We start from the raw sequence: 25,100 nt of genomic DNA, 5'->3' as shown, positions 1-25,100 counted from the left end.
ATCCTGCCCGGCCCCGACGGCTGCACGGTCGGCTTCGAGTCGTCGACCGGTCGGCCGGTTCGGGGCTCAGGCGGCGGCGGTCGTCGTGCCGTCGGCGATCGCGGCGGCGAGTTCGCGGGCACGGTCGTGGGCGCCGGCCATGGACGCCTCGTGCTTCGGCAGCAGGGCGGCCAGGGCAGGGGCGTGGGGCACCATCGTCAGTTCGGGGATGACGGTGGTGACGTCGAGGCCGAGCATGTCGGCCCGGCCGAGCGTGGCTTCGAGGGTCGGTACGACGTAGTCGAGGCCGTGCTTGGGTGCGCCGGGCCCGTAGCCGCCGCCACGCGCCGAGATCACCACGGCGGGACGGCCGGCGGTCGGCGCGGGGGCGTCGAAGTCCATGGTGCGGCCGAACACCATGATCTGGTCAAGCCACGCCTTGAACACCGACGGCATCGTCAGGTTGTACATCGGGACGGTGAAGAGATAGGCGCGCGCGCCGAGGAACTCCTCGATCAACGCGTCCTGTATCGCGGCCGCCTCGGCCTCTTCGGGCGTGTAGTGGGCGGGGGCGGTGGCGCGGGCCGTGATGCCGGCCGCGGAGAGGTGAGGCACGGGTGAGGCCGCCAGGTCGCGGTGCACGACGTCGCCGCTCCAGCCGTCGAGGAAGGACTGCGCGACCTGGCGCGAGACGGAGGCCTTGCCGAGCGAGGAGGAGTCGATGTGCAGCAGGTACGACATGGGTTGGGTCCCTTTCGTAGTGGTTGCCGAAGGGCGTTACATACTGGTAGTGCGGTTGCACACTGGATGAGGGGTGACGGAGATGGCGTCAGCGCGACAGCTCGCGGGTCCGTGCCGGACATGGCCGGAGGACAGCGCGTTCATCCGCGAGGTGCTCGACCGCATCGGCGACAAGTGGACGGTGCTGATCGTCAGCACCCTGAACGCCGGTCCGTTGCGCTACTCCGACGTGCAGGCGAGCATCCCGGGGATCTCCCAGCGGATGCTGACCCAGACGCTCAAGCACCTTGAGCGCGACGGGCTGATCACGCGGACCGCCTACCCCGAGGTCCCCCCGAGGGTGGTGTACGAGCTCACCGAGCTGGGCCGGTCGCTGATGGAAGCGGTGGTGGCGATGGCCGGCTGGGCGGCCGCCCACCACCGCGAGGTCGCCGCCAACCGGGCGGCAAGCGAGGCGACCGGAGTCGGGCGGGGCAAGGCCGCGGTCGGCGCGTAGCTGAACCGAGGCGGTGGCGGTGGGTGCTCAGCGCTCCGCGGCGCCGGGCGCGTCGTGCGGCGCCGTCTCGTCGAGAGCCTCGGCGCCGCCCGTCCCGTCGTCGGCGGGGCCGATGCGGCAGACGCCGGTGCCGGGCTCGCACCACCCGTCGGCAGGGGCCGCCACGATCTGCGGGCCACCCTTCGGTTCGCTCATGACACGGGCTCGTTCGGCACGGGCCCGGCCACCTGGTCGAGCAGCCGCCCGTAGACCGGGACCTTCTGGGCCCCCGGGGCGGCGACCCGACGGTCGAGGACGACGAACGGCACGCCGGTCGCGCCCAGCTCCACACCTTCGGTGCGGTCGGCGCGTACGCGGCCGGCGTACTCACCGTCCGCGAGAATCGCGCGCACTCGCCGGCCGTCGAGACCGACCGAATCGGCGACCCCGGCCAGGGCATCAGGGGCGTAAGGGTTCACGGATCCGGCGAAGAAGCCGTCCTGGACGGCCGAGAAGAACTCGAAGCCCAGGCCCTCGTCGCCGGCGTACTGCACCACGCGGTGCAGGTCGAAGGTGCTGGCGCTGAGACGGTCCAGCGTGAACTCCAGGCCCTCGCCGAGGGCGATCGCCCGGATCCGGCGCTCTGCCGCCATGAACTGGTCGGCCGTTCCGCCGTGGGTACGAATGAAGGCGTCCTCGATCGGCTCCGGCCGCTTCGGTGCGGCCGGGTTCAGCTCGAAGGAGCGCATCACGACCTTGAACCGGTCCGCGTCAGGCCGCTGCCCGATCGCGGCCCTGAGCCGGTGCTTGGCGACATAGCACCACGGGCAACCCAGGTCGGACCACATCTCGATGGCAACCTGCGGCCCCGCGGGGTGCGTTACTTGCTCAATCATCTTCCTTCTCACCTCACTGCTGGTGCGTAACACCATCATGAGTGAGTGGGGCAGAGCTTACAAAAGGCACTTTCAAGTGCGTGTGCATCGCCCGGACGAAAACAGGAATCTGACAGCTTCCTGACATGCTCTCCGTACCCTCCACCCCATGCGATGCCTCCCACGTCCTGTCCGCCGGCCGTCCCTCCGTACGTCGCGGCGCGCCACCTCGGCGGCCATTGCGGCGGCGCATACGAAACCTGGACGCACACGGCGCGCGAAGTTGCTGCTGCTCGCCGCGCCCGTGACAGCCTGTGCTGTGTGCTTCTCCTCGACGGAGGCGTTCGCCGCCGTCAACCGCTCCGGAAGCCGGCCCGCGCGGCAGGAAGTGGGAGAGGTGCACTACAACCTGGGCGACGAGGCCTTCCAGCCGCCCGATTCCCTGGGATACGTGGGCGGCAACGAGCTGGACGGGGCCGTCTACTACCCCGGCGACCTCTCCTCAGGCACCCACCCGCTGATCATGATCGAGCACGGGTACTGGGACACCTGCGCCGACGCGGACGCCTCCGCATCGCTCAACGCCGCGCAGGCCGCGCTGGCGAAGGACGAGCAGAGCGGTGACACCGCCGACGCGGCGAGGCAGCAGGCGATCATCAAGGCCGACTCGGACCGGCTGTTCGCCTGGCCGTGCGCATCCGGGGTGGGCCGGATCCCCAGCTATCTCGGCTACGACTACCTGGGCCGTGAGCTGGCGAGCCGGGGGTTCGTCGTCGTCTCCATCGGGGCGAACGGCATCAACTCGACGTCCTCGGGCCAGGCCGACACGGTGTATCAGGAGCGCGCGGCACTGATCAACGCCCAGTTGCGCATGTGGCGGCAGCTGTCGTCGACGGGCAAGGGCCCGCTGCGCGGCGGCTTCGTCGACGCCGCGTCCGGACGTCCCTCGCCGGTGGACTTCAGGAACCATGTGGACCTGCGCGATGTGGGGCTGATCGGGCACTCCATGGGCGGCGGGGGAGTGATGCAGGAGATCGCCGACAGCAGCCGTCACACGTGGCCCGAAGGTGTGTCCGTCAAGGCGGCGTTCGCTCTCGCGCCCACCGCCACCTGGGACGTCGATCCCGTCACCAAGACGTCGTTCGCGGTGATGTGGGGCACGTGCGACCAGGTGAACACCGGGGAGTTCTTCGACTGGAACAAGGGCGCCAACAACGCGCCGACAAGCCAGTACACGGTGCGCGGCGGTGTCCACGACTTCTACAACGAGCAGTGGTCGCCGAGCAGCGGCCAGGTCGCCGCACATGACGACGGCGTTCCCGGCGGCGAGCCGGGCACCTGCACGTCCCAGTTCCCCGGGGCCGACGCCTCCCAGACGGATCAGAAGGAACTCTCCGAGCGGCAACAGCGCCGGATCACCGAGGACTACGTGGGCGCCTATTTCGCCGACCATCTGCTCGGCCGGACGCGGTACGAGCCCTACCTGACCGGCGAGAAGTCGTTCCCCGGCACGGGCGGCGCCGTCACCACCCGGTACGACGGGGGCACTGGCTGAGCACCCGGCCGTCGCGTTCGCAGGCGTTCCTAGACTCGCTGCCATGTGCGCACATGTCCTGGTCGCGGAGGACGACCCGAAGCAGGCCGAACTCGTCCGCCGCTACCTGGAACGCGAGAGTCACCGGGTGACCGCCGTGCACGACGGGCGGGCCGCGCTCGATCAGGTCCGGCGGGCGCGGCCCGACCTGCTCGTGCTCGACGTGATGATGCCGGGCGTCGACGGTCTTGACGTGTGCCGGGTGGTCCGCGCCGACCCGGAACTGTCCACGCTGCCGGTGCTCATGCTCACGGCGCGCTCCGCCGAGGACGACCTGCTGCTCGGCCTTGACCTGGGCGCGGACGACTACATCACCAAGCCGTACAGCCCGCGCGAACTGATGGCCCGCGTCCGCACCCTCCTGCGTAGGGCCACCGCCCCTGCCCCGCCGCCCGATCCGGTGCTGCGCGTCGGCGGGCTGTGCGTGGACCCGGTGCGGCACGAGGTGACCGTCGACGGCCGCCAGGTGGAGTGCACGCCGGGCGAGTTCGTCCTGCTCAGCCTGCTGGCGGCCGAGCCCGGCCGGGTCTTCGGCCGCGCACAGATCATCTCCGGCCTGCACGGCATGGATCGCTGGTCCACCCACCGGACGGTCGACGTCCATGTGATGAACCTGCGCCGCAAGATCGAGCACGAGCCCAACCGGCCGCGCATGCTGATCACGGTGTACGGCGTCGGCTACAAGCTCGTCGCCGGCGACGGGGCGCGCGGGTGAGCCCCGACGTCCCCGAGCGGCGCGGTGGCGTCCCCCGACGCCGCAGGCTGCTGCTCAAGCTGCTCGCGCTGTCCGTCCTGGTCTCGGCCTGCTCGGTCGCGGCGACCGCCTGGCTGACCGCACACGTCACGAGCGTCGCCATCCGCCAGACGCAGGGCCAGACGCTGACCGACGACGCGCACATCTACGACACACTGCTCGGCTACGCCGCCACCCACCACGACTGGCGGGGCGTCGCGGCGACCGTGCGCCGGCTGGCCCGCGGCACCGGCCACCGCATCACGCTCACCGACCAGGGCCGCCACACGATGGTCGACTCCGGCGCCGGGGCGACGCACGTCCCGCTGCCCGCCCAGGCGTCCGCAACGGTCAACCCGCTCTCCGTGGACGGCACGCCGGCCGCGCGTGCCGACGCGGGCGACAGCGGGCACACCGGTGGAGAGCCGGCCACCGCCGCGGGCGGGTCGCCCGCGCCCTGCTCCCCGAACGCCCGCTGCCTGCCGGACACGCGGTCACCCTCGCCGGCTGCCGCGCCCGGCACGGACAGTGCGGTGCCGGCCGCGCCGAGCGCCATCGACCCCCGCGCGGTCGGGCCGTTCCTGCTGCCCGCCGCCGAGCGGGCCGACCTGCGGGGCGTGGCACAACGCACGGCGGCGTGCCTGCGCGATCAGCTGAACGTGAGCGTGCGGGTGGACACCACGCCGTCGGGCCGGCCCGTGCTCCGCCCCGCGCGCAGCGGCCTGTACCCGCCGAGCGCGTGTGCGGCCACGGCCCTGTCGCGCCCGACGCGCACCGAGGCGCACGCCCTGCATCGGCTCAGCGGTCTCGTCAACGCCTGCCTGAGCCGGCGCGGCGCGCCTCCCGTCCGGCTGAACCTGGACGACAGCTGGACGCGGAGCGCCCCGGGCACCGCGCGGGGCGAACACGTGGTGGCCGACTGCGTCGAGGGCGCACGCCGCGAGCAGCTCGCGCCCTACGTCGCACCACCCGCCCTGCTGTTCGTCAGCAGCCCGCAGCGCGCACCGGTCGCGTTCCTCGACCTGTCACCGGGCAACCTGACGCGGATCGCCGAGGTGACCGGCCTCGTCATCCTGGTCACACTCACCGTCACCGCGCTCGCCGGCACCCGCATGGTCCGCCCGCTGCGGGCACTGGCCGGCGCTGCCCGGCGGATGACCGAGGGTGATCTGGCGGCCCGTGCCGAGGTCGCGGCGAACGACGAGATCGGTGACGTCGCCGTCGCGTTCAACTCGATGGCCGAGCGCCGCGAGCGGTCCGAGAAGCTGCGCAAGGCGATGGTCAACGACGTCGCGCACGAACTGCGCACGCCACTGAGCAACATCCGCGGCTGGCTGGAGGCCGCCGAGGACGGTCTCGCCGTGCCCGACAACGCGTTCCTGACATCGCTGCTGGACGAGGCGGTGCTGCTGCAGCACGTCATCGACGACCTCCGGGACCTGTCGGCGGCCGACGCCGGGGAGTTGCGGCTGCGCGTACGCCAGGTGGACCTGGCCGAGTTGCTCGGGCAGGTCGCGGCCGCGCACCGGGGGACGGCGCAGGCGGCGGGGGTGGCCCTCGTCACCGCCGTCGAAGGCGGGGCGGTCGTGGCGGCCGACCCCGTGCGGCTGCGGCAGGCCGTCGGCAACCTCGTGTCCAACGCCGTCCGGCACACCCCCGCGGGCGGCAGCGTGACCGTCACCGGGCGGGCCGGCGGCGCCCGCGCGGTGATCGGGGTCACTGACACGGGCGCCGGGATCGGCGCCGAGGACCTGCCACGAGTCTTCGACCGCTTCTGGCGCGCGGAGAAGTCCCGCAACCGGCAGACCGGAGGCAGCGGCCTCGGGCTTGCCATCGTCCGCAAGCTCGTGGAGGCGCACGGGGGGACGATCACGGCGACCAGCACCCCGGGCGAGGGGTCGGCGTTCACCATCACCGTGCCGGCACAGCCGTGACCCGCGGCGGGCACGCGGACCGACGACGGATCGAGGACGTTGCCGGTGACTGCCCTCGGTGCGGGATGAGGCGCGGTCGGTCCCGCGGGGTCGCGGACGACGGCCAGGACCTCGCGACCGCGTTCGAGGCGTGATCGGGCAGCGCGTCGGGAAAGTGACAACCTGCGCAAGGGTCCGGCCCGTTGGCCGTGGCCCGCGGTGTCAGCGCGTGAAGGTGCGCCGGTAGGCGGTGGGGGTGGTGTCGAGGGTCCGGCGGAAGTGCAGGCGCAGGTTCGCCGCTGTGCCCAGGCCGCAGTCCCTGGCCACCTGGTCCACCGAGTGGTCCGTCGTCTCCAGCAGTTCGCGTGCCCTGCCGAGGCGGGCGCCCAGCAGCCACTGCAGCGGCGTGGTGCCCGTCTCCGCGGCGAACCGGCGCATGAATGTGCGCGGCGAGACGCCCGCGTGGCGCGCGAGCGCTCGCAGTGTGAGCGGCTCGTCGAGCCGGCCCAGCGCCCAGCCCCGGGTGCCGGAGAGTGACGTCTCACCGGCCTCGGCGACCGGAGCGGGTACGTACTGGGCCTGGCCTCCGTCGCGGTGCGGCGCGGCCACCAGGCCGCGGGCGATCCGGTTGGCCACGATCGCCCCCAGGTCGCGGCGCACCAGGTGCAGGCACAGATCGATGCCGCAGCACACTCCAGCCGAGGTGAGCACGTCCCCCTCGTCGACGTAGAGCACATCGCGGTCGACCGTGACGGACGGGAAGTTCTCTTCGAGCTCGTCGATGTGCATCCAGTGGGTCGTGGCGTGCAGTCCGTCCAGCACGCCCGCCGCGGCCAGCGCGAAGGCGCCCGTGCAGATCGACACCACACGCCGGCCCCGCTCGCGTGCCTGGGCCAGCGCGTCGAGCACCTCGCCCGGCGGCCGCACCGGGGGCTCGCTGCCCGGCTCGTACCCCGGCACGATCACGGTGTCCGCGGCGCGTACGTGGTCGAGGCCGCCCTCGGTGTCGAGGGAGAAGCCGGCGGTGGTCGCCACCTTGGGGCCGAGGCCGCACACGGTCGTCTCGTAGGGGGTCTCCGGGCGGGCGTTGAAGATCTGCGCCGGGATCGCCAGGTCGAGCGGGGTGACACCGTCCAACGCCAGGATCGCGACTCGGTGTGTCGTCATGGCAAGATTCTATCGATGTCAGTCAAGATTGCCACTCACCTGGTCAGAGGGGTGCGTGCCAGCCTGGTGGGCATGAAAGGAACGATCCGCGGCCAGGGGGCCGCACGGGCGGCCACCGACCTGATCGCGCTGCCACGCACACCGCTCGCCGGCGCTGTCGTACAGCTCGTCAAGCCGGTGGAATCGCCCTCGGTGTTCAACCACAGCATCCGCACCTACCTGTTCGCCAGGTTCGTGGCCGCGCGCCTGGCACTGGCCGCCGGCCAGGACTACGAGGACGACCTGCTGTTCGCGGCCTGCGCGATGCACGACCTCGGCGTGGCGCCCGACGGCCCGCACACGCAGCGGTTCGAGGTGGAGGGCGCCGACCGTGCCGCCGCGTTCCTCGTCGAACACGGAAGGTCGGAGGCGGACGCCGACGAGGTCTGGCAGGCCATCGCCCTGCACACCTCATCGGGCATCGCGGAGCGCCGCGGCACGCTGTGCGTGCTCGTACGCGAAGGAGTCGCGCTCGACTTCGGCGGCCCGATGGGCAACACCCACGCCGACGCCCTCGGCGACGAGCAGGCCGACGCCGTCCATGCCGCCTACCCGCGGCTGGAGATGATCCGCTCGCTCACCGACGCGATCGTCACGCAGGCCGCCAAGAACCCGAGGAACGGGCCGCGTTACGCGCTGCCCGGTGAATTCCTGCGCGAACGCGAGACGTTCGGCCAGACCCGGATGGAGCACGCATGCGGCTCCTCCCGATGGGGCGACTGACCGGCCCCGCCAGGCCCACCAGAGACAAGGACACACCGCAATGACCATCCACTTCGTGGAAGTCCCCGACGACTCACCGGTCTTCGGGCAGACCACCAGCGCGTTCGCTCGCTTCGGCCACGCACCCGCGATCCGTTCGAACGGGCACCTGTTCGTCTCCGGCCAGATCGGCCGCCGCCCCGACGGCGTCCCGGGCGAGAGCGCCGAGGAGCAGACCGAGCTCGCCATCCGGCGCCTTGAGGAGATCCTCCGGCTTGAGGGCCTCGGCCTCGGCGACCTGGTGGACGTGACGAGCTACCACGTCGCCATCAGGGAGAACATGTCCGGCTTCCTCGCGGCCAAGCAGCGCCTCGTCAAGGCCCCTTACCCCGCCTGGACGATCATCGGCGTCAGCGGCCTCGCGAGCCCCGAGCTCCTCGTCGAGATCCGGGCGACCGCCGCTCACCCCGGCGACGCGGGCCGATAGAGCGCGGCAGGAGGTGTGCCATGAGGACCACGACGACGCCACCGAGTGACGTCCCCCAGACCGTCCGGCCGGCCGCCCGGCGTACCGGCGGCCGCGCCGGCCCCGCCGGCCTCGTGCTGCTCGCGTCGATCATCGTCTCGTTCCTCGCCGCGTCGAGCGCGCCGACGCCGGTGTACGCCCTGTACGCGGCCCGCTGGCACTTCTCCCCGATCACCACCACCGTCGTCTTCGGCGTGTACGCCGTCGTCGTCCTGGCCGCCCTGCTCGTGCTCGGCAGGGCCTCGGGCCACCTCGGCCGCAGGCCGGTGCTGCTGGCCGCGCTGGCCCTGCAGGCCATTGCCATGGTGGTGTTCGGCACGGCCGGCGGCGTCGGCGCCCTGATCGCCGGCCGCGTGTTGCAGGGTGTCGCCACCGGCGGCGCCCTCGGGGCGCTGGGCGCGGCGATGCTGGACATCGACCGCGAGCGCGGCACCCGCGCCAACGCCGTCGCCCCGGGCCTCGGGACCGGCGTCGGGGCACTGCTGTCCGGCCTGGTCGTCCAGTACCTGCCGGCCCCCACGCACCTCGTCTACCTCGTGTTCATCGGCGTCTTCGCGCTGCAGGCCGCCGGGGTCGCCGTGCTGCCCGGCATGGGCAGCACGGCGACCGGGCCGCGCGCCTCCCTCGTACCCCGACTCGCGGTGCCGCGGCGCCTGCGCGGCCCGCTGCTCGCGGTGGCGCCGGTGCTGTTCGCGGTGTGGTCGCTCGGTGGTTTCTACGGCTCGCTGGCCCCCGCGCTCGCCCGCGAACTCTCGGGCTCGAACTCGGCGGTGATCGGCGGCCTCGGCCTGTTCGTCCTGACCGTGGTCTCGTCGGCCACCGCCGTCTCGCTCGGGCGCGTCCCGCCCGGGGCCGTGATGTTCCTCGGCGTCGCCCTGCTCGTGCTGGGATCGCTCGGCACCCTCGCTGCCGTCGAACTCTCGTCGTTCGCCGGGTTCTTCGCGGGTACGTTCGTGTCCGGGATCGGTTTCGGGGCGGGATTCCAGGGTGGGATGCGTACGGTCGTGCCGCTGGTCGCCGAGCACGAGCGCGCCGGTGTCCTGTCGGCTCTCTACGTCGTCTGCTACCTGGGCATGGGCGTGCCGGCCGTCATCGCGGGTGTCCTCGTCGTGCACGGGGGCGGCCTTGCGGCGGCGACGCGCGACTACTCCTGGTTCGTGGTGGCACTCGCCGTCGCGACGCAGGCCGCCCTGCTGCGGCTCAGGGCCCGCGGGTCAGCGCTGGGCGAGATAACGCAGTAGGAGGGTGTCCGCCTCGGCCAGCGCCGAGGCCAGGTGCAGGTCGACGGGCGTGGCGAGCGGGGACGCGGCGATGCGGCCCGCGGGGCCGGCGGCCAGCACGGGGGAGAGCGTCAGGCGGAGTTCGTCGACGAGGCCGGCTTCAGTCAGCGCACCGAACAGGTGGGGGCCGCCCTCGCAGTCGATGCGCCGCAGCCCGCGTCCGGCCAGTGCGGCGACCGCCGCCGTCAGGTCGACGCTCCCCTCGCCCGCGACGATGACCTCCGCGCCCGCCGCGGTCCAGGCCCGCCGGACGTCGACGGGTGCGGCCTCGCAGGTGAGCACGAGGGTCGGCACCTGCGCCCCGGTGATGACGGGCGCGTCAGCGGGCAGGCCGTGACCGGTGGTGACGACGGCGGTGGGCGGGACGTCGGCCAGTCCGTGGCGGCGCCTGCGCTCCCGCGTGCGGCGGTCGGGGTGGACGCCGTGGAAGCCCTCGACCATCGCGGTGGTCGCGCCGATCAGCAGCACGTCGGCGAGGTCGCTGCCCAGTTGCAGCACCTCGCGGTCGGGCGGTGTGGACAGGGGCCGTGCCTGGCCGCCGAGCTCGACGGCCCCGTCGGCGCTGGAGACGAAGTTGACCGCAAGCCAGGTCCGTCCGGCCGGGTAGGTGTAGAGGTCTTCGAGCTCGGCGCCTTCGATCACGCGGCCGGCGTGGTCCGGTGGCCAGATGAGGTGCATCACGAGATCCAGGCGCTGGTGCGGGCGGGCTGCCGGGTGCCGTTGATCGCGGCGGCCATTTCCAGGGTCTGCCGTGTGGGCGCGACCTGGTGCGCGCGGAAGACCGCCGCCCCGTCCCTCGCGGCGATCGCGGTGGCCGCGAGGGTGCCGGTGAGCCGCTCGTCCAGGCCGACGTCCAGGGTCTCGCCCACGAACGTCTTGTTCGACAGGGCCATCAGCACCGGCCATCCGGTGCCGGTGAACTCCTTCACGTGTCCGAGCAGCGTCAGGTGGTCGGCGGTATCCTTGCCGTAGCCTGTGCCGTCGATGAGGATGCCGCCGCGCGGCACGCCCGCGGCCTCGGCCCGTTCGGCCAGGGCGAGGACCTCGGTGCGTACCGCGGTCACCACATCCGGGTAGTCGGGGCGGTACGGCTCGGCCCGCGGTGTGCGTCCGCCGGTGTGAGTGCACACGTAGCCGGCGCCGTACGCCGCGGCGACGTCGATCAGCCGCGGGTCGGCGGCGGCCCACGCGTCGTTGAGGATGTCGGCGCCTGCCCGGCAGGTGGCGTCGCCGACCTCGTGACGCCAGGTGTCGATGCTGATCAGCAGGTCCGGGTAGCGGCCGCGTGCCCATTCCACCAGCGGCACGATCCGGGCGATCTCCTCGTCCGCCGTGACCTCGGCGCCGGGGCTGGCGGTGACACCGCCGAGGTCGATCATGTCCGCGCCCTCGTCGACGGCCCGGCTGATCGCCGTCCTCGCCGCGTCCTCGGCGAACGTGGCGCCGTGGTCGTAGAACGAGTCCGGTGTCCGGTTGACGATGGCCATCACCAGCGCCCGGTCACGGGTGACGCGGCGCCCGCGGAAGACCATGTCGACGGCCGCGCCCTGCGTGCTGCTCATGCGCTCCTGCTCCTCTTCTCGCCCGTGGCCCCGTCGGCCCGTGGCACCCCTCGGCCGTGGCGTGCTCGCCGTGGCCGCTCAGCGCGCGCCGGCGGCCAGCTCGCCCAGGTCGGCCTCGGCGAGCTGCTGTGCGGAGACCTGCGCCCGGTTGTCGACGAGCGCCTGCAAGGCGTCGCCGTCGTCCCAGGCATTGACGTTGAGGGCCGCGGTGACCCGTCCGTCACGGCGCCAGAACGCGATGAACTCGCGGGAGGCGGTCGTGCCTCGCACGGTCAGTTCGTCGCGGGCGGGGTCGGCCAGGCCGCGGTACTCGCAGCCGAGATCGTACTGGTCGGAGAAGAAGTACGGCTCGGCGGTGTACGGCTCGTCGCCGCCCAGGAGGTTGCCCGCCACGTGCGCGCCCTGCTCCTTGGCGTTGGACCAGTGCTCGACGCGGACCCGGCCGTCGTGGCGCGGGTGGTCGTGCGCGGCGATGTCGCCGACGGCGTAGACGTCCGGGGCGGACGTGCGCAGCGCCGCGTCGACGGCGACCCCGCCGGCGGCGAGTTCCAGGCCGGCCTGTTCGGCCAGTCCGGTGCTCGGTACGGCCCCGGCCCCGACGACCACCACGTCGGCCGGCAGCTCGCTCCCGTCGTCGAGGCGCACCACGCGGGCGCCGTCCTGGGTCGCGAGGCCGGTGGCCTTGGTGCCGAGCCGCAGCGTGACGCCGTGCTCGGCGTGCAGGTCGCGGAAGACCGCGGCGATCTCCTCGCCCAGCACCGAAAGCAGCGGCTGCGGCAGCGGGTCGATGACGGTCACCTCCGCGCCATGGGTGCGGGCGGCGGCCGCGACCTCGCAGCCGATCCAGCCCGCGCCGACGATCACGACCCGGGCTCCGGGTTTCAGTGCCGCGCGCAGGGCCAGCGAGTCGTCGAGGGTGCGCAGCGTGTGGACGCCGGGGCCGTCGAAGCCCGGGAGGGTGCGCGGGCGGGACCCGGTGGCGAGTAGCAGCCGGTCGTAGGGGTGCTCGGTGTCGTCGGCCTCGACGACCCGGTGCTCGGCCGGGCGCAGGGCGGTGATGATGGTCGAAAGGCGCAGGTCGATCGCATGGTCGGGGTAGTAGCCCGCGGGGCGCACCCAGTCGGGTTCGTCGGTGCTGCCCAGCATGATGGCCTTGGACAGCGGCGGCAGCTCGTACGGGTCGTGCGACTGGCGTCCGAAGATCGTCACCTCGCCGTCGAAGCCGCGCTCGCGGAGCGTGGCGGCCGCCGTCGCACCGGCCAGTCCCGTCCCGACGATCACGATCCGCCGCGGTGTGGTCATGTTCTGCCTCCGAGCTTTCGAGTGAATGGGGGTCCTGCGGGTGGTTGCCCTGCGTGGGTGTGCCCTGTTACCGGCGGATGCCGGTGAGGTCGAGGAACTCCTGCCGGGACGACGCGTCGCCGCGCAGGGTCCCCAGCAGGGTCGAGGTGACGGTCTTCGACCCGGTGGCCTGTACCCCGCGCAGCGTCATGCACGTGTGCTCGGCCTCGACGACCACTCCGACGCCCTGCGGATCGAGGTGCTCGTCGAGCCAGTCGGCGATCTGCTTGGTCAGCCGTTCCTGCACCTGCGGGCGGCAGGCGAAGTGCTCGACGACCCGGGCGAGTTTCGACAGCCCGAGTATGCGGCTGCCCGGCAGGTATCCGACGTGCGCCACCCCGACGAAGGGCAGCATGTGGTGTTCGCACACCGAGCGCACCGGGATGTCGCGGGCGAGCACCAGCTCGTCGTAGCCCTCTTCATTCGGGAAAGTGGTCAACCGGAACGGGCGCGCGGTCAGCAGTTCGGCGTAGCCGCGGGTCATGCGCCCGGGCGTGTCCTGCATCCCCTCGCGGTCCAGCGGGACGCCGAGCGCCCGCAGGAACTCCCGTGCGGCAAGCTCGGCCGCCGCCAGGTCCACCCCGGCCGGTTCGGTGGCGACGCGCAACGCGGGGACGGTCATGGGGGCGCTCCTTGTATCGACAATGCCGCCTTCTTTTAGAAGGCTGACCCGAGCGCGCCAAATTTGTCAAATCTCATTGGTGTTACATTGGACGTGTGGGCAGGAGCGAGGATCCGGGACAGGATCCGATCAGCGAACTGAGCAGCCTGGACGACCCGGTGCGGCGGCGGCTGTACGACGCCGTCGCTGCCCGGGACGAGCCGACGGCCCGCGACGACGCGGCGGCCGCGGTCGGCATCAGCCGCACCCTGGCGGCCTACCACCTGGACAAACTGGTCGACGCCGGCCTGCTGACCACCAGCTACGCCCGCCCGGCCGGACGGAGCGGCCCTGGCGCGGGCCGCCCCGCCAAGCGGTACGCGCGAGCGCGCCGCGAGCTCTCCGTCAGCATGCCGCCGCGCGACTACGCGCTGCTCGCCGAGGTACTGGCCGAGGCGGTCGCCGCCGACGACTCCGGCGGGGTGCGCGAGGCGGTGGCCTCTGCGGCGCACGCGGCCGGGCGGTCGGCGGGCGGCCCCGACCTGACCGCTGCGCTGCGCGCGTGCGGGTACGAGCCCTCCGAGACCGGCGAGGGCTGCGTGGAACTGCGCAACTGCCCCTTCCACCGCCTCGCCCAGCGCCACACCGAGCTGGTGTGCGGCCTGAACCTGCACCTGGTGCGCGGCCTGCTCGAGGCGAGCGGCGAGCCCCAGGACCGTGCCGTGCTGGCCCCGCGCCCCGACCGCTGCTGCGTGTTCATCGACGCGCCCGGGTAGGCGCCCGGGGCATCCCGGGCACTCGCGGGCGCTCCCGGCCGGCGCCGTCGAGCGGGGCACCCGGGCGCTGAGGGCGTGCGGTCGGTGGGTGCGCGGTCAGTGGGCGTGCGGTCAGTGGGCGTGCGGCGCGACCCGGGGGAAGTCGACGTCCGTGTCGACCAGTTCGTTGAAGTAGTTGGTCAGGATGTTCGCCGCGACGTTGGCGACCACCTCGGCGATCTCCTCGTCCGTCACACCGGCGGCCCTGGCGTCCGCGATCGCCTGCGCGCCGCCCTGCCCGCGGCCCTCGATGACGCGGCGCGTCAGCGTGAGGATCGCCTCGATGTGGGCGTCCTGCGACTTGGCCTCGCGGGCCGCCGCCAGCTCCGAGTCGCTGAGCTTGGCGAACTTGCCACCGCTGAAGGTGTGGGCCGACAGGCAGTAGGTGCAGCCGTTGAGCTCGGCCGTCAGGATCGAGATGCGCTCCCTGACCGGGAAAGGCAGCACACCGGCGGCCAGCGCGCCGTTCATCGCGAGGTAGCCCTTCACGGCCGCCGGGCTGTTCACCAGCACCTTCATCAGGTTCGGGACGCTGCCCAGCGCCTTCTGCGTCTCCGCGAGCTGCACGGCCGCCTTGCCGGTGGCGTTCTCGGGGTCGATCTGCGGGAGTCGTGACATGTCGGTGGCCTCTCTCGTGGTCGGCGCCATGCTGACTAATGCTTATAAGCGCCGTGAACAATTAGAACTGTGCCATGCCCTCAGCGAGTCGTCAAATGTTCAGGATGTGCGGGAAGCATTAGTTCTTCGGTATGCTTGGCGGCATGGACGACGGTGAGGTGGACGTACGTGTGGCACTGCTGGGAGAGCCGCTCCCGGTCGAGCTGATGAACACGATTCACGTCGACGAGCGCGGCCATGACACGTTCGACCTGGTCGGGGACGTCGACTCGGCCGCCCGATGGGTCGACGCGATCGGCCCCCGGCTGCCCGCCACGACGGGCAGGGGCCCGGGGGAGGCTCGGGGCGCGCGGGATGCGGGGGGAGGCGGCGCGGCCGCGGCGCTGGACGAGCAGGACGCGCGCAGGCTGCGGGCGCTGCGCGACGCGCTGCGGGCGCTCGCAGCGGAGGTCACGGACGCGCCGCCGCAGTTCGCGGTGGCACGGGTCCCGTCACGCCGCGAGGCGCTCGACACGGTGAACCGGCTCAGCGGCAGGGCCCGCATCTGGCCGGAGCTCGACTGGCCCGACGGCGGCGAGCCGACGGCGACCGTCGGCACCGGCTCGGGCGCGTGCGACTACGTCCTCTCCTCGCTCGCCCGGCAGGCGGCCGAGCTGTTCGCGGGCCCGGACCGCCGGCAGTTGCGTACGTGCCTGGCGCCCGGCTGTGACCGCTACTTCGTGAAGGACCACCCTCGCAGGGAGTGGTGCACGAAGGCGTGCGGGAACCGGGCGCGCGTCGCGCGCCACTACCGGCGCCACCGCGGTGGCGCCGCGAGGCCGGCGCACGACGCCGCGGGCTGACGGGTCGGGGCCGGCGGCGGACCGCCTCAGGGCCGGTTCAGGGCCGGTTCAGGCCCCACGTCTGCAGCGCGTAGGGGCGGCCCTTCTCCACGCCGCGGATGAGCTCCACGTCGAGCGGGGCGAAGCCCGTCCTGGTGGCCACGGCGACGCTGGCGGCGTTCTCGGGCTCCAGCTCGAGGATCACCTGGTCCACACCGAGCTGCTCGAAGGCATACGCGGCCATCACGCGCACGGCCCGGGCGGCCAGCCCCTTGCCCCGGTGCGCGGGGCCGATCGCGTAACCGAGCTCCGTGCCCTCGGGGGCGCGCCTCAGCATCACCTCGCCGAGCGGCGTCCTGCCGTCGACGGTGATGGCGAGGAGTATCGCCGTGCCCTCGGACCGCAGCCGCCGGTCGCGGTCAAGCCTCGCGCGTGCGGCCGCCGCGTCGAAGGGGGAGGCCATCGGCGTCCAGTACGCGATGTCGGGATGGTCGAACAGCCCGGGCATCGCCGGCAGGTCCGTCTCGGTCCAGTCGCGCAGGACGAGGCCCTCGCCCGAGAGGTCGATCCGGGCGGGAAACGGCGGCGTCGTGCTGTTCATGGCGTGAGTCCCCTGGCTGGTCGTGGCGCCAACATACCTGGTGGTACGTCAACCTGTGACGGCCACGGCCGCCGTGCTGGGAGTGTGACCTTCCGGTTGTGTTGGTGTGCGGGTCCGTCGGGCAAGCACCATGCCTCGTATGCCGCTTATGACCACACTCGCAGTGTTGTGTTGGGTCGACTTAGAGCTTCGACGACGTGTCACGGTGTATTTTTCGCGGACCACTTGTGTAACGCAGACCCCGTTGCGGCATACTCGTGACCCCCGGCCCTCAGGGCACGGCCACCCAACTACCTCGGCGGAGGCGATTTCTCGTCGACACGGGCGCGCGCGTCAAGGCGCCCGAGGCGTCGGCGTGCTCGGCACGTGAGCACTGCTCGGAACGGTCTTCGCCACGTATTCAGGAGTACCGAAGTGCAGCGTTCAATTGCCAGACGTCTTATAGGTGTTGCCGGTGTGGGCTCCATGGCGGCCGCGCTGAGCCTCGCCGGTGTGGGCACGGCCTCGGCCCACGGCCACGACCATGGCGGCCACGGTCACAAGGGTGGCGGCGGCCACTGCAGCGCCGTGCAGCTGAAGTACTCCACGGACGGCGGGCAGCACTGGACCAGGGGCGACACGATCGGCAACGCGCCGAAGAGCATCGTCGTCAAGCTCGACGGCAACGTGACGAAGGGCTGCGCGTACCCGATCTCGCTCGCCGCCTACCAGACCGACGGCCCGGACTGGGCACACTCGGGGACGCAGGTGTTCCTGGGCGTCGACCAGGCCACCCTGTCGAGCAAGAACCCGAAGGCCACGCTCACGGTCAACGGCCTCAAGGACTCGGCCTGCTTCGGGCAGATCGACCTGTACGGCAACAACACGGTCTACGACGGCAAGAGCGGCAAGCTGCCGCACTACCCCGACTCCGCCACGCCGACGGACCTGATCGCCCACTGGAACGGCCAGTACAAGCCCGACTGCGACCACAACGGCGGCGGCGGCGACACGCCCCCGCCGTCGGGCACGCCGTCGACCGGCCCGTCGGACACCTCGTCCCCGTCGACCGGCCCGTCGGACACCTCGTCGCCCTCGACCGGCCCGTCGGACACCACCTCGCCGAGCCCGTCCACGTCCGCCTCCACGGGCACGCCTTCCACCTCGCCGAGCAGCAGCGCGCCGGCCGTCGGCGCCACGGCCGCGCCGTCCGGTACGCCGGTCGCCCAGCCGGTGTCGTCCACGCCGACCCTCGCGGAGACCGGTAGCAACAGCTCGCAGACGACGACGTTCATCGCGGCCGGTGCCGCGCTCGTCGTCATCGGTGCCGGTGCCGTCGTCTTCACGCGCCGCCGCAAGAGCGGCAGCAACGCCTGAGCGGACGACTCGGCGCGATCGCTGAGTAGTTCGTAGCCGTCGAAGAGCCGGCCGGACACTCCTCTCGCGTGGTCCGGCCGGCTCTTCGCGTGTGCGCGGGGCGGGGCCGGGGGCGCTGCCCCCGGCTACCAGCGCGGGATGGACGGGGTCGTCCAGTCCGGGTCGGTGACGCGCATCGCGGCCGCGTCGTCGCGGTCGCGCATCCGGCCGTCGTCGTCGAGCCAGCGGCGGTGCAGCGCGGCGAGCCGGTCGCGGTCCAACTCGACGCCGAGGCCCGGCGCGTCGCCGACAGTGACGCGGCCGTCCGTGAACGTGATGCGCTCCGTCAGCACGTCCTCCGACTGCCACGGGTAGTGCGAGTCGCACGCGTGGTGGAGGTTGGGGACGGTGGCCGCGACGTGCGACATGGCGGCGAGGCTGATGCCGAGGTGCGTGTTGGAGTGCATCGATACGCCCACGCCGAACGTCTCGCACACCGAGGCGAGCTTCTGGGTGTTGCGCAGCCCGCCCCAGTAGTGGTGGTCGGAGAGCACGACCTGTACCGCGCCGCTGGTGAACGCGGGGGCGATCTCGCCGAACGTCGTCACGCACATGTTGGTGGCGAGCGGGATGCCGGTGCGCGCGGCGACCTCCGCCATGGCGGGTGTGCCGAGCGACGGGTCCTCCAGGTACTCGAGGACGTCGCCGAGTTCCTCCGCGACGCGTACGGAAGTCTCCACCGACCACGCGCCGTTGGGATCGAGGCGCAGCGGCTGCCCGGGGAACGCCGCGGCCAGTGCGCGGACGGCCGCGATCTCCTCGTCGGGCGGGAACACGCCGCCCTTGAGCTTGAAGGACGAGAAGCCGTACCGCTCGGAGAACATGCGGGCCTGGCGCACGACGCCCTCCGGGTCGAGCGCCGGGCCCCAGTCGTCCGGCTGCGCGGGGACGCCCTCGGGGTGCGCGCCGTACTTGTAGAAGAGGTAGGCGCTGTATTCGACGGAGTCGCGCAGTTTGCCGCCGAGCAGGGCGTGCACGGGCAGACCGAGTGCGTGACCGAGGGCGTCGAGGCAGGCGACCTCGAAGCCGGAGGCGACGGAGAGGCGGAGCTTGTCGGCGGTCTGCACGCCGCGCAGGCCGCCGACGTCGAGGGCGCCGGCCGCCCCGGCGTCGCCGGGGTTCACGGCGACGGCGTCCGCGAGGGACATGACGGCGTTCAGGTCGTACACCTGGCGGCCGACGAGGCGCCGCGCCAGGGGCTCGGCGAGCGCGAGATACTTGCTGTCGCCGTACGTCTCGCCGAGGCCTGTGGCCCCGCCCTCGGTGACGACCTCGATGATCAGGCGCGGGGTGTAGGGCTGGTGCACGCCCTGGGTGTTGAGCAGGGGCGGGTCCGCCACGAGGACGGGCGTGAGGCGCACGTCGGTGATGGTGAGGCCGGGCTGCGCGGACTGCGCGGGGTGCGTCATGGCGGGCAGCTCATCTCTCTACGTCAGTGTCATTTATGGTAAGCGCCATTTATGTATGTAGACGTAGGTTAGGCACATGAACCGTGGGCGTCAACGGATGCCGGGTGGGGTGGGGTGAACCGAACCCCCAAGATCCGTGCTGGCACGATCGAGCGAACGGCGTGCGGCCGGGAGCCTTGAGCCATGGACACCATCGCTCATCCTGCTGTGGCCACCCGTTCGTTCGACTGGAAGCGGATCGTCGTCCGCGTCCTGAGGGAGCCGTTCCGCGCCATGACCTGGCGTCGGCTCGCGTATATCGTGCTCGCCCTGCCGGTGGGGCTGCTCTGCGTGCTCATAGCGCTGGTCGGAGGGCCGGCCGGGCGCGTCCAGCGCGGGCTCGCGCGCTCGCTGCTCGGGGACGAGACGCCGGCCCCGGTCCAGGGCCGCGCGCGTACGGCGCTCGCGTTCGTGCACGCGGTGCTGAGTACTCCGGTCAACCTGGCGGCCATAGCCGTGTGCGGCTATTTCTGGACGATAGTCCTCATCAACCTCGGCTACCCACTGCGCTCGGACACGACGGCCGAAAGCCTCGCTCATGCGTGGGGCGGCCCCTCTCTCGCCGGTGCCTGGGCCGTCCACGCCGTGGGAGGCGGGCTGACGTTCCTCTTCCTCACGCCGTGGGTGATGCGCGGGTTCAACGCTTTGCAGGCGGCCCTCATACGCGCGTTCCTGAGTGACCCCGCCTCCGGCGGCGCTCCCGCGTCCGGCGGTCTGACGCGAGGCCGGGCGGTGGCCCTGGCGCTGGGGGTGTGCGCGGCGTGCGCGGCGCTCTCCGTGCCCGTCATCCATCAGCTGTGACCGGTCCCCGGGTCCGCCTAGGGTGGCCTCCATGCAGGTGAGACGCCGACTGCTCGCGGAGGCGGCGGCCGCGCTCTACGCGGTTGTCGCCCTCCCGCTGGCCGTCGTCTGGGCCTTCGTCGTGCTGGCGCTCCTGCTGATCGGCGGGGTGCTGTCGTGGACGGCGATGGGCCTGTGGGTGGTGGCCGGCGGGGTGCGTGCCGGGCTGGCGTTCGGCGATCTCCAGCGGGCCCTTACGGCACGCCTGCTGGGGGTGCGGATCGACCTTGCCGCGCGCCGGCGGGGGACGAACGGTGACGGAGGCGGCGGCGGTGTCTTCGGCTGGCGGCGGGCTGTGCTGAGCGGCCGTGCGGGCTGGCGGGCCGTGGGGTGCGCGGTACTCGCCCCGGTGACGGCCGTCCTGCCACCGGTGGCGGTGACCGTCGGGTACGTATACGGAGTGCTACTCGCGTTCCTGCCTCTGGTGCGCCAGTGGGACAACTTCACCGTCCGGCGGCCCGACGGCGCGGTGCGGCACGCGGCGCTGATCGTGGGCGGTGTGGTCTTCGACGACTGGCCGCTGGTGCTGGTGCCTGTCGCGGTGGGCGTGCTGCTGCTGTTCGGGGCGCGGTGGCTGGTGGCGAACGCGCTGGTTCCGCACCGGCTGCTGCTGGCGGCGCTGCTCGGTCCCGACCGTGCGGACCTCCGCATCCGCACCCTGGAGGAGACGCGTGCGCTGGCCGTGGACGACGCCGCGGCGACGTTGCGCAAGATCGAGCGGGATCTCCACGACGGCACGCAGGCGAGGCTGGTCGGGCTGGGCATGCACCTGACGGTGATCAGAGAGCTCGTGCTGGGCGGCGCGGACCGTGAGCAGGTGCTGGGCGCGGTGGAGACGGCGCAGGGAAGCGCGGTGCAGGCGGTCGCCGATCTGCGCCACCTGGTCAAGGGCATCCACCCGCCGGTGCTCGACCAGGGTCTTGAAACCGCGCTCGCCACGCTCGCCGCGGACTGCGGGCTACCCGTCACCGTGGAAGGGGGGATGGAGGGCCGGCCCACGCCTGCCATCGAGTCGATCGCCTACTTCTGCGCCGCCGAACTCCTCGCCAACGCGGTCAAGCACAGCGGCGCGTCAGCGGCGGGAATCACGGTGCGCGGGGCCGCGGGCATGCTGCTCCTCACCGTGCGGGACGATGGCCGGGGCGGTGCCCGGGCCGGCGGAGGGAGCGGGCTCTCGGGACTGCTGGCCCGTGTCCGCACGGTCGACGGATCGCTGGTCTGCAACAGCCCTGCCGGTGGGCCTACGGTGGTCAGCGTCCTGCTCCCTTACCGGTGAGAACAGGGGAAGGCTGGTCGGTATGGCTGCTGGGGCTCTGCGGGTCGTGATCGCGGAGGATTCCGCGATCCTTCGGGACGGGCTGGCACAACTGCTGGGGATGCGCGGGGTGGAGGTGGTCGCCGCCGTGGGGGACGCGGCGGCTCTGCTCGCCGCCGTGTCCGAACACCGGCCGGACGCCGCGGTGGTGGACATCCGGCTGCCGCCCACGGGGACCGACGAGGGTCTGCGGGCGGCCGTGGAGATCCGCAGGACGGCGCCGCGCACGGGGGTGCTGATCTTCTCGCAGTACGTGGAGACGAGGTACGCGGCCCAGCTCATCGGGGACGGCGGGGCAGGGGTGGGCTACCTGCTGAAGGAACGGGTGGTGGACATCGGGGAGTTCGTGGGCGCGCTGGAGCGCGTCGCGGCCGGGGGAACGGCCCTGGACGCGGAGGTGGTGGCGCAGCTGTTCGGCGCGAGCCGAAGGAGGTCGGAGCTGGACGCACTCACTCCCCGGGAGCGCGAGGTGCTGGGACTGATGGCGGAAGGACGGTCCAACATGTCGATCGCGGGGACGTTCACGGTGTCGGAGCGCGCCGTGGAGAAGCACATCGCGAACATCTTCACCAAACTCGGTCTGCCCGCGTCGGAGCCCGGCCACCGCCGGGTACTCGCGGTCCTGCGGTACCTGGACCACCAACGTGAGTGACGGCACGCTCCCCGCGGCGGGCAGCCGGCCGGCGCCGCGGGCAAAAGCGTCGGGCGCGGCCGCGCGGCGGGCCGGTGCGCCGCGCGCGGGGGCATGGTGGACGGGGGCCTGGGGGACGGCGCTCGTGCCCGCGGTGCTCGCCCTCGGGCTCGGCCTGTGGGGGCTGCGGCGGCAGGACTCGATGTGGCGCGACGAGTCGGTCACGTACCAGGTCGCGCACCGCGGTGTGGGCCAGATCGGGCAGCTGGTGCGGCATGTGGACGCCGTGCACGGCGTGTACTACCTGCTGATGCACGGGCTGTTCGCCGTGTGGGACGACGGGCTGCTCACGCTGAGGCTCCCGTCGGTCGTGGCGACCGCCGCGGCCGCCGCGCTGGTGGCGCTGACGGGGCGGCGCCTCGCCGGCCGGCGGGCCGGGCTGTGGAGCGGGGTGACGTTCGCGCTGGTGCCGCTGGTGCAGATGTACGCGCAGGAGGGCCGTTCCTACGCGCTGGTGTGCGCGCTGGTGGCGCTGGCCACGTACCTGTTCGTGCGAGCGCTCGGCGACGGGGGCGGGTGGCGGCTGTGGGCCGGGTACGGGGCGGCGATCGCGGCGGCGGGCTGGCTGCACGAGTTCGCGGTACTGGCGCTCGCCGCGCACGGCGTCACCGTCCTGGTGAGCGGGGTGGGGCGTGCGGCGCGCGTCGGGTGGGCCGTCGCGGCGGTGGGAGCGGCGCTCTCGGTGGCCCCGCTCGCCGTGTTCAGCACCGGGCAGTCGGCGCAGGTCGCGTGGCTGGGCGGGCCGGGGCTCGTGCAGTGCCTGGAGATCGCGGCTGTCGTGGCGCTCGGCGCGGCCTGCGCGTGGGTTCCCGGTCCTGCCGGCCGCCGGGCCGGGGCGCCGTGGGGCGCCGGGCCCGTGACGGCCGCACGCCTCGGGCTGCCGCTGCTGGTCGTGCCGACGGCGCTGCTGCTTGCGGCCGGCGCCTACAAGCCCATGTATCTGGACCGCTACGTCCTCTACTCGTATCTGGGCCTCGGGCTGCTGATGGGACGTGCGCTCGACGCGCTGTTCGCGCACGCCCGCGGGCGGGCCTGGCGCAGGCGCGGTGCGTGGTGCGGTGTCGTGCTCGCCGTCCTCGCGCTCGTCCCGGTGTCGCTGGAGATGCGGACGCCGGACAGCCGCAAGGACGACGTGACCGCCGTGTCGCTCGCCGTGCGGCGGCTCGCGCCCGGAGCCGGCGACGTACTGTTCATGCCGTCGAGGCGGCGCGAGTGGCGGATGTCCTACCCAGGCCCCTACCTGGGCCTTCACGACCTCGCGCTGCGGCGCGACGCCGTCAGGTCGCACACGCTCGAGGGCGAGGAGGAGCCGGCGCCCGTGGTGCGCGAGCGGGTGCTCGGGGCCCGCAGGATCGTCGCGCTCACCGACCCGCAGGGCCAGCCGCTGGACACCACCGCGGCGGAGGTCGTCAAACGGGAGGTGCTGCGGCGCCACTTCGTGCGGTGCGACCGCATACGCGTGAAGGGAGCGCAGGTGGTGCTGTACGCGCACCGGGGCGACTGCCCGGATCGCTCCGATCGCTCCTATCGCCCCGGGCGCCGGACAGGACGGCAGCAGCTCAGTTCTGCTCGGCCGCGTTGAGGGCGGAGAGCGCCGACTGCTGGCAGCCGTGGCCCGGGGTGGGGAGCGAGAACGGGCCGTTCCAGTGCGGGCCGTACTGGTCGAGCAGGTCGCGATCGTTCGCGTAGGCCGCGTTCGCCTGGCGGTCCAGGTAGGCGCTGTACGGGTGGCCGGAAAGCGCGCTGTCGAGCGCCGCCAGGCCCCGCACGTACGGGCCCTTGAAGCTCGCACCGTCCGAGGAGCAGCTGCCCGCCTCGCCGATGTCGCTGAGGACACCGCCGGGGTTGAGCGCGCCGGACGTGGTCGAGGCGTTGGCGAGCGTCTTCGCCGTGTCGAGCAGGGCGCTGTCGCCGGTCGCGCGGTACAGCTCGCTCAGGCCGCCCAGCACCACGCCCTGGTTGTAGGTGTACGTGGAGCCGGTGGGGGCGCAGGTCGAGCTGTTCAGGCCGTCGTTGACGAGGTGGTCGCCGTTGATCATTCCGCTGCCCTGGAACCAGGACCACTCGGCGCGTGCCCGGCCGAGGTAGGTGGTGTCTCCGGCGATGCGGTTGTGCAGGGCCGCGTTGAGTTCGAGGTAGAGCTCGTTGGTGATGGCGTTCTTGTAGCGCTTGTCGCTGTCGGAGCTCCACCACACGCCGCCGCCGCACGTGCCGGTCTCCCAGTAGGCGTTCATGTGATCGGCGTCGGCGCGTGCCGTGTCGAGGTAGCGGGAGTCGTGGGTGAGGTCGTACGCGTCGACCCAGGCCATGCCCCACCAACCCGTGTCGTCGAGGAAGTTGTTGGTGAAGTTGCCGCCCTGGGCGTTCTTGTTGAGGTCGTACGTCTTCGAGATGGCGTACTCGTAGCTGCCCATGCCGCTGATGCGCGCGTTGTCGATGACGGCGGTGAGCGCGTTGGCCCCGGTCCACCAGCCGTTCGACTCGAACAGGCCGGTCTTGTTGTCGTAGAGCATCATCAGCGCGGTGGCGGCGGCGGTGGAGCGTGACCACGCGTTGCGGTTCACCCTGGCCCACTGCGTGCAGGCGATCTCGGGCTGGTCACCCGCCTTGCCGCAGGCGCGCAGGGCGCCGACGCCCGCGTTCGCCCAGTCGTCGACGTTGTACATCAGGGTCCGCCAGCCCTGGGAGCCGGCCGGGGTGAAGGTGTCGCCGAGCTTGCTGCCCGAGGCCCAGGACCTGCCGCCGTCGAAGGAGCGGTCCAGCCAGACCTCGTCGCCCTGTCCGCCGCCGCCGATGGTCGCGAAGCCCATGACATCGTTGTCGGAGAGCACCAGCTTGATCGTGCGCCCGTGCACCGTCGCGGTCGCGGCGTCGCGCGGACCACTGGCGTCCGCCGGGTCCCTGGTGTCGCAGTAGATGTCGCAGATCGATGCGGCGGCAGCGGCGTGCCGGGCGGCCGCCGGAGCCGTGCCTGCCGCCGCGCCGCCGCCTGTGGCGGCGGACGCGGTGCGCGGCACGGCGAGTAGCG

Annotated in this window: 26 protein-coding genes; 14 read left to right on the top strand and 12 right to left on the bottom strand. The window is 72.6% G+C overall.

Annotated features, from left to right (window positions below; genetic code table 11):
* Nucleotides 1-66 precede the first annotated feature (66 nt).
* A complete protein-coding gene (locus tag IH48_RS0120820) occupies nucleotides 67-720 on the bottom strand; it encodes an FMN-dependent NADH-azoreductase (protein ID WP_030906595.1) in 654 nt (217 codons plus the stop codon).
* Nucleotides 721-802: 82 nt separating this feature from the next.
* Here IH48_RS0120820 and IH48_RS0120815 point away from each other — a divergent pair, with 82 nt between their 5' ends.
* Complete coding sequence (locus IH48_RS0120815; RefSeq protein ID WP_030906592.1) at nucleotides 803-1,216, top strand: winged helix-turn-helix transcriptional regulator; 414 nt, start codon at nucleotides 803-805, stop codon at nucleotides 1,214-1,216.
* A gap of 27 nt (nucleotides 1,217-1,243) precedes the next feature.
* Here the strand turns inward: IH48_RS0120815 and IH48_RS36325 are convergent, their stop codons facing one another.
* Nucleotides 1,244-1,411, bottom strand: coding sequence for a hypothetical protein (locus IH48_RS36325; protein ID WP_158710332.1), 168 nt, complete (start codon nucleotides 1,409-1,411; stop codon nucleotides 1,244-1,246).
* A complete protein-coding gene (locus tag IH48_RS0120805) occupies nucleotides 1,408-2,091 on the bottom strand; it encodes a DsbA family oxidoreductase (protein WP_030906588.1) in 684 nt (227 codons plus the stop codon). The genes IH48_RS36325 and IH48_RS0120805 overlap by 4 nt, the downstream gene beginning before the upstream one ends.
* 298 nt (nucleotides 2,092-2,389) lie before the next feature.
* Here IH48_RS0120805 and IH48_RS0120800 point away from each other — a divergent pair, with 298 nt between their 5' ends.
* From IH48_RS0120800 to IH48_RS0120790, 3 genes are read left to right on the top strand one after another with little or no spacing between them, the layout of a single operon-like run.
* Complete coding sequence (locus IH48_RS0120800; protein ID WP_158710331.1) at nucleotides 2,390-3,625, top strand: alpha/beta hydrolase; 1,236 nt, start codon at nucleotides 2,390-2,392, stop codon at nucleotides 3,623-3,625.
* A gap of 43 nt (nucleotides 3,626-3,668) precedes the next feature.
* On the top strand, nucleotides 3,669-4,379 hold the full coding sequence (locus IH48_RS0120795; protein ID WP_030906584.1) for a response regulator transcription factor: 711 nt from the start codon (nucleotides 3,669-3,671) through the stop codon (nucleotides 4,377-4,379).
* On the top strand, nucleotides 4,376-6,331 hold the full coding sequence (locus IH48_RS0120790) for a sensor histidine kinase (RefSeq protein ID WP_030906581.1): 1,956 nt from the start codon (nucleotides 4,376-4,378) through the stop codon (nucleotides 6,329-6,331). The genes IH48_RS0120795 and IH48_RS0120790 overlap by 4 nt, the downstream gene beginning before the upstream one ends.
* Before the next feature lie 201 nt (nucleotides 6,332-6,532).
* On the opposite strand, the gene IH48_RS0120785 is transcribed toward IH48_RS0120790, so the two are convergent.
* Nucleotides 6,533-7,477: a GlxA family transcriptional regulator gene (locus IH48_RS0120785; RefSeq protein ID WP_030906578.1), complete on the bottom strand. Its 945-nt coding sequence runs from the start codon at nucleotides 7,475-7,477 to the stop codon at nucleotides 6,533-6,535.
* A gap of 72 nt (nucleotides 7,478-7,549) precedes the next feature.
* On the opposite strand from IH48_RS0120785, the gene IH48_RS0120780 reads away from it, so the two are divergent.
* The 3 genes from IH48_RS0120780 to IH48_RS0120770 are packed head-to-tail and all read left to right on the top strand — an operon-like array spanning nucleotide 7,550 to nucleotide 9,985.
* Nucleotides 7,550-8,239, top strand: a complete 690-nt coding sequence (locus tag IH48_RS0120780; RefSeq protein WP_051840318.1) for an HD domain-containing protein — start codon at nucleotides 7,550-7,552, stop codon at nucleotides 8,237-8,239.
* 40 nt (nucleotides 8,240-8,279) lie between these two features.
* Complete coding sequence (locus tag IH48_RS0120775; RefSeq protein WP_030906573.1) at nucleotides 8,280-8,705, top strand: RidA family protein; 426 nt, start codon at nucleotides 8,280-8,282, stop codon at nucleotides 8,703-8,705.
* A 20-nt stretch (nucleotides 8,706-8,725) separates the two neighbouring features.
* Nucleotides 8,726-9,985, top strand: a complete 1,260-nt coding sequence (locus tag IH48_RS0120770; protein ID WP_078849909.1) for an MFS transporter — start codon at nucleotides 8,726-8,728, stop codon at nucleotides 9,983-9,985.
* Here IH48_RS0120770 and IH48_RS0120765 read toward each other — a convergent pair.
* The 4 genes from IH48_RS0120765 to folE all read right to left on the bottom strand — a co-directional run bounded on the left by IH48_RS0120765 (nucleotide 9,959) and on the right by folE (nucleotide 13,549).
* The gene (locus tag IH48_RS0120765) at nucleotides 9,959-10,702 is read right to left on the bottom strand and encodes a dihydrofolate reductase family protein (protein WP_107059338.1); all 744 of its coding nucleotides are present in this window, start codon (nucleotides 10,700-10,702) and stop codon (nucleotides 9,959-9,961) included. The two genes, IH48_RS0120770 and IH48_RS0120765, sit on opposite strands and share 27 nt — an antisense overlap.
* A complete protein-coding gene (folP, locus tag IH48_RS0120760; protein WP_030906563.1) occupies nucleotides 10,702-11,556 on the bottom strand; it encodes a dihydropteroate synthase in 855 nt (284 codons plus the stop codon). The genes IH48_RS0120765 and folP overlap by 1 nt, the downstream gene beginning before the upstream one ends.
* Before the next feature lie 108 nt (nucleotides 11,557-11,664).
* Nucleotides 11,665-12,888 carry an NAD(P)/FAD-dependent oxidoreductase gene (locus IH48_RS0120755; RefSeq protein WP_030906559.1) on the bottom strand — a complete coding sequence of 408 codons (1,224 nt, stop codon included), beginning with the start codon at nucleotides 12,886-12,888 and terminating at the stop codon, nucleotides 11,665-11,667.
* 67 nt (nucleotides 12,889-12,955) lie between these two features.
* Entirely contained in the window at nucleotides 12,956-13,549 is a 594-nt protein-coding gene (gene folE / locus IH48_RS0120750; protein ID WP_030906556.1) for a GTP cyclohydrolase I FolE, read from the bottom strand.
* A 95-nt stretch (nucleotides 13,550-13,644) separates the two neighbouring features.
* On the opposite strand from folE, the gene IH48_RS0120745 reads away from it, so the two are divergent.
* Nucleotides 13,645-14,304, top strand: coding sequence for a helix-turn-helix transcriptional regulator (locus IH48_RS0120745; protein WP_051840271.1), 660 nt, complete (start codon nucleotides 13,645-13,647; stop codon nucleotides 14,302-14,304).
* Nucleotides 14,305-14,415: 111 nt separating this feature from the next.
* On the opposite strand, the gene IH48_RS0120740 is transcribed toward IH48_RS0120745, so the two are convergent.
* Nucleotides 14,416-14,991, bottom strand: a complete 576-nt coding sequence (locus IH48_RS0120740; protein WP_199809983.1) for a carboxymuconolactone decarboxylase family protein — start codon at nucleotides 14,989-14,991, stop codon at nucleotides 14,416-14,418.
* Between the two features lie 113 nt (nucleotides 14,992-15,104).
* Between IH48_RS0120740 and IH48_RS0120735 the strand changes: the two genes are divergently transcribed.
* The gene (locus IH48_RS0120735; protein WP_030906547.1) at nucleotides 15,105-15,803 is read left to right on the top strand and encodes a CGNR zinc finger domain-containing protein; all 699 of its coding nucleotides are present in this window, start codon (nucleotides 15,105-15,107) and stop codon (nucleotides 15,801-15,803) included.
* A gap of 37 nt (nucleotides 15,804-15,840) precedes the next feature.
* Here the strand turns inward: IH48_RS0120735 and IH48_RS0120730 are convergent, their stop codons facing one another.
* Nucleotides 15,841-16,383 (bottom strand): GNAT family N-acetyltransferase, encoded by a 543-nt coding sequence (locus tag IH48_RS0120730; protein ID WP_030906544.1) that lies wholly within the window; start codon nucleotides 16,381-16,383, stop codon nucleotides 15,841-15,843.
* A gap of 465 nt (nucleotides 16,384-16,848) precedes the next feature.
* On the opposite strand from IH48_RS0120730, the gene IH48_RS0120725 reads away from it, so the two are divergent.
* Nucleotides 16,849-17,739, top strand: a complete 891-nt coding sequence (locus IH48_RS0120725) for an LPXTG cell wall anchor domain-containing protein (protein ID WP_051840267.1) — start codon at nucleotides 16,849-16,851, stop codon at nucleotides 17,737-17,739.
* A 125-nt stretch (nucleotides 17,740-17,864) separates the two neighbouring features.
* Here the strand turns inward: IH48_RS0120725 and IH48_RS0120720 are convergent, their stop codons facing one another.
* Nucleotides 17,865-19,187 (bottom strand): glucarate dehydratase family protein, encoded by a 1,323-nt coding sequence (locus tag IH48_RS0120720; protein ID WP_030906540.1) that lies wholly within the window; start codon nucleotides 19,185-19,187, stop codon nucleotides 17,865-17,867.
* Between the two features lie 183 nt (nucleotides 19,188-19,370).
* On the opposite strand from IH48_RS0120720, the gene IH48_RS34490 reads away from it, so the two are divergent.
* The 4 genes from IH48_RS34490 to IH48_RS0120700 are packed head-to-tail and all read left to right on the top strand — an operon-like array spanning nucleotide 19,371 to nucleotide 23,654.
* Nucleotides 19,371-20,027: a hypothetical protein gene (locus IH48_RS34490; protein WP_030906537.1), complete on the top strand. Its 657-nt coding sequence runs from the start codon at nucleotides 19,371-19,373 to the stop codon at nucleotides 20,025-20,027.
* 31 nt (nucleotides 20,028-20,058) lie between these two features.
* Nucleotides 20,059-21,342: a sensor histidine kinase gene (locus IH48_RS0120710; protein ID WP_078849908.1), complete on the top strand. Its 1,284-nt coding sequence runs from the start codon at nucleotides 20,059-20,061 to the stop codon at nucleotides 21,340-21,342.
* A gap of 22 nt (nucleotides 21,343-21,364) precedes the next feature.
* A complete protein-coding gene (locus IH48_RS0120705; protein WP_234434325.1) occupies nucleotides 21,365-22,033 on the top strand; it encodes a response regulator in 669 nt (222 codons plus the stop codon).
* On the top strand, nucleotides 22,026-23,654 hold the full coding sequence (locus IH48_RS0120700; RefSeq protein ID WP_078849907.1) for a glycosyltransferase family 39 protein: 1,629 nt from the start codon (nucleotides 22,026-22,028) through the stop codon (nucleotides 23,652-23,654). Before IH48_RS0120705 ends, IH48_RS0120700 begins: the two co-directional genes overlap by 8 nt.
* Here the strand turns inward: IH48_RS0120700 and IH48_RS0120695 are convergent.
* Nucleotides 23,632-25,089, bottom strand: coding sequence for a glycoside hydrolase family 76 protein (locus IH48_RS0120695; RefSeq protein ID WP_051840317.1), 1,458 nt, complete (start codon nucleotides 25,087-25,089; stop codon nucleotides 23,632-23,634). The genes IH48_RS0120700 and IH48_RS0120695 overlap by 23 nt on opposite strands.
* Nucleotides 25,090-25,100: the final 11 nt, after the last annotated feature.

This window comes from Streptomyces sp. NRRL F-5126, from assembly GCF_000721265.1.
Taxonomy (GTDB): domain Bacteria; phylum Actinomycetota; class Actinomycetes; order Streptomycetales; family Streptomycetaceae; genus Streptomyces.
This window is presented reverse-complemented; position numbering and strand designations above follow the sequence as displayed.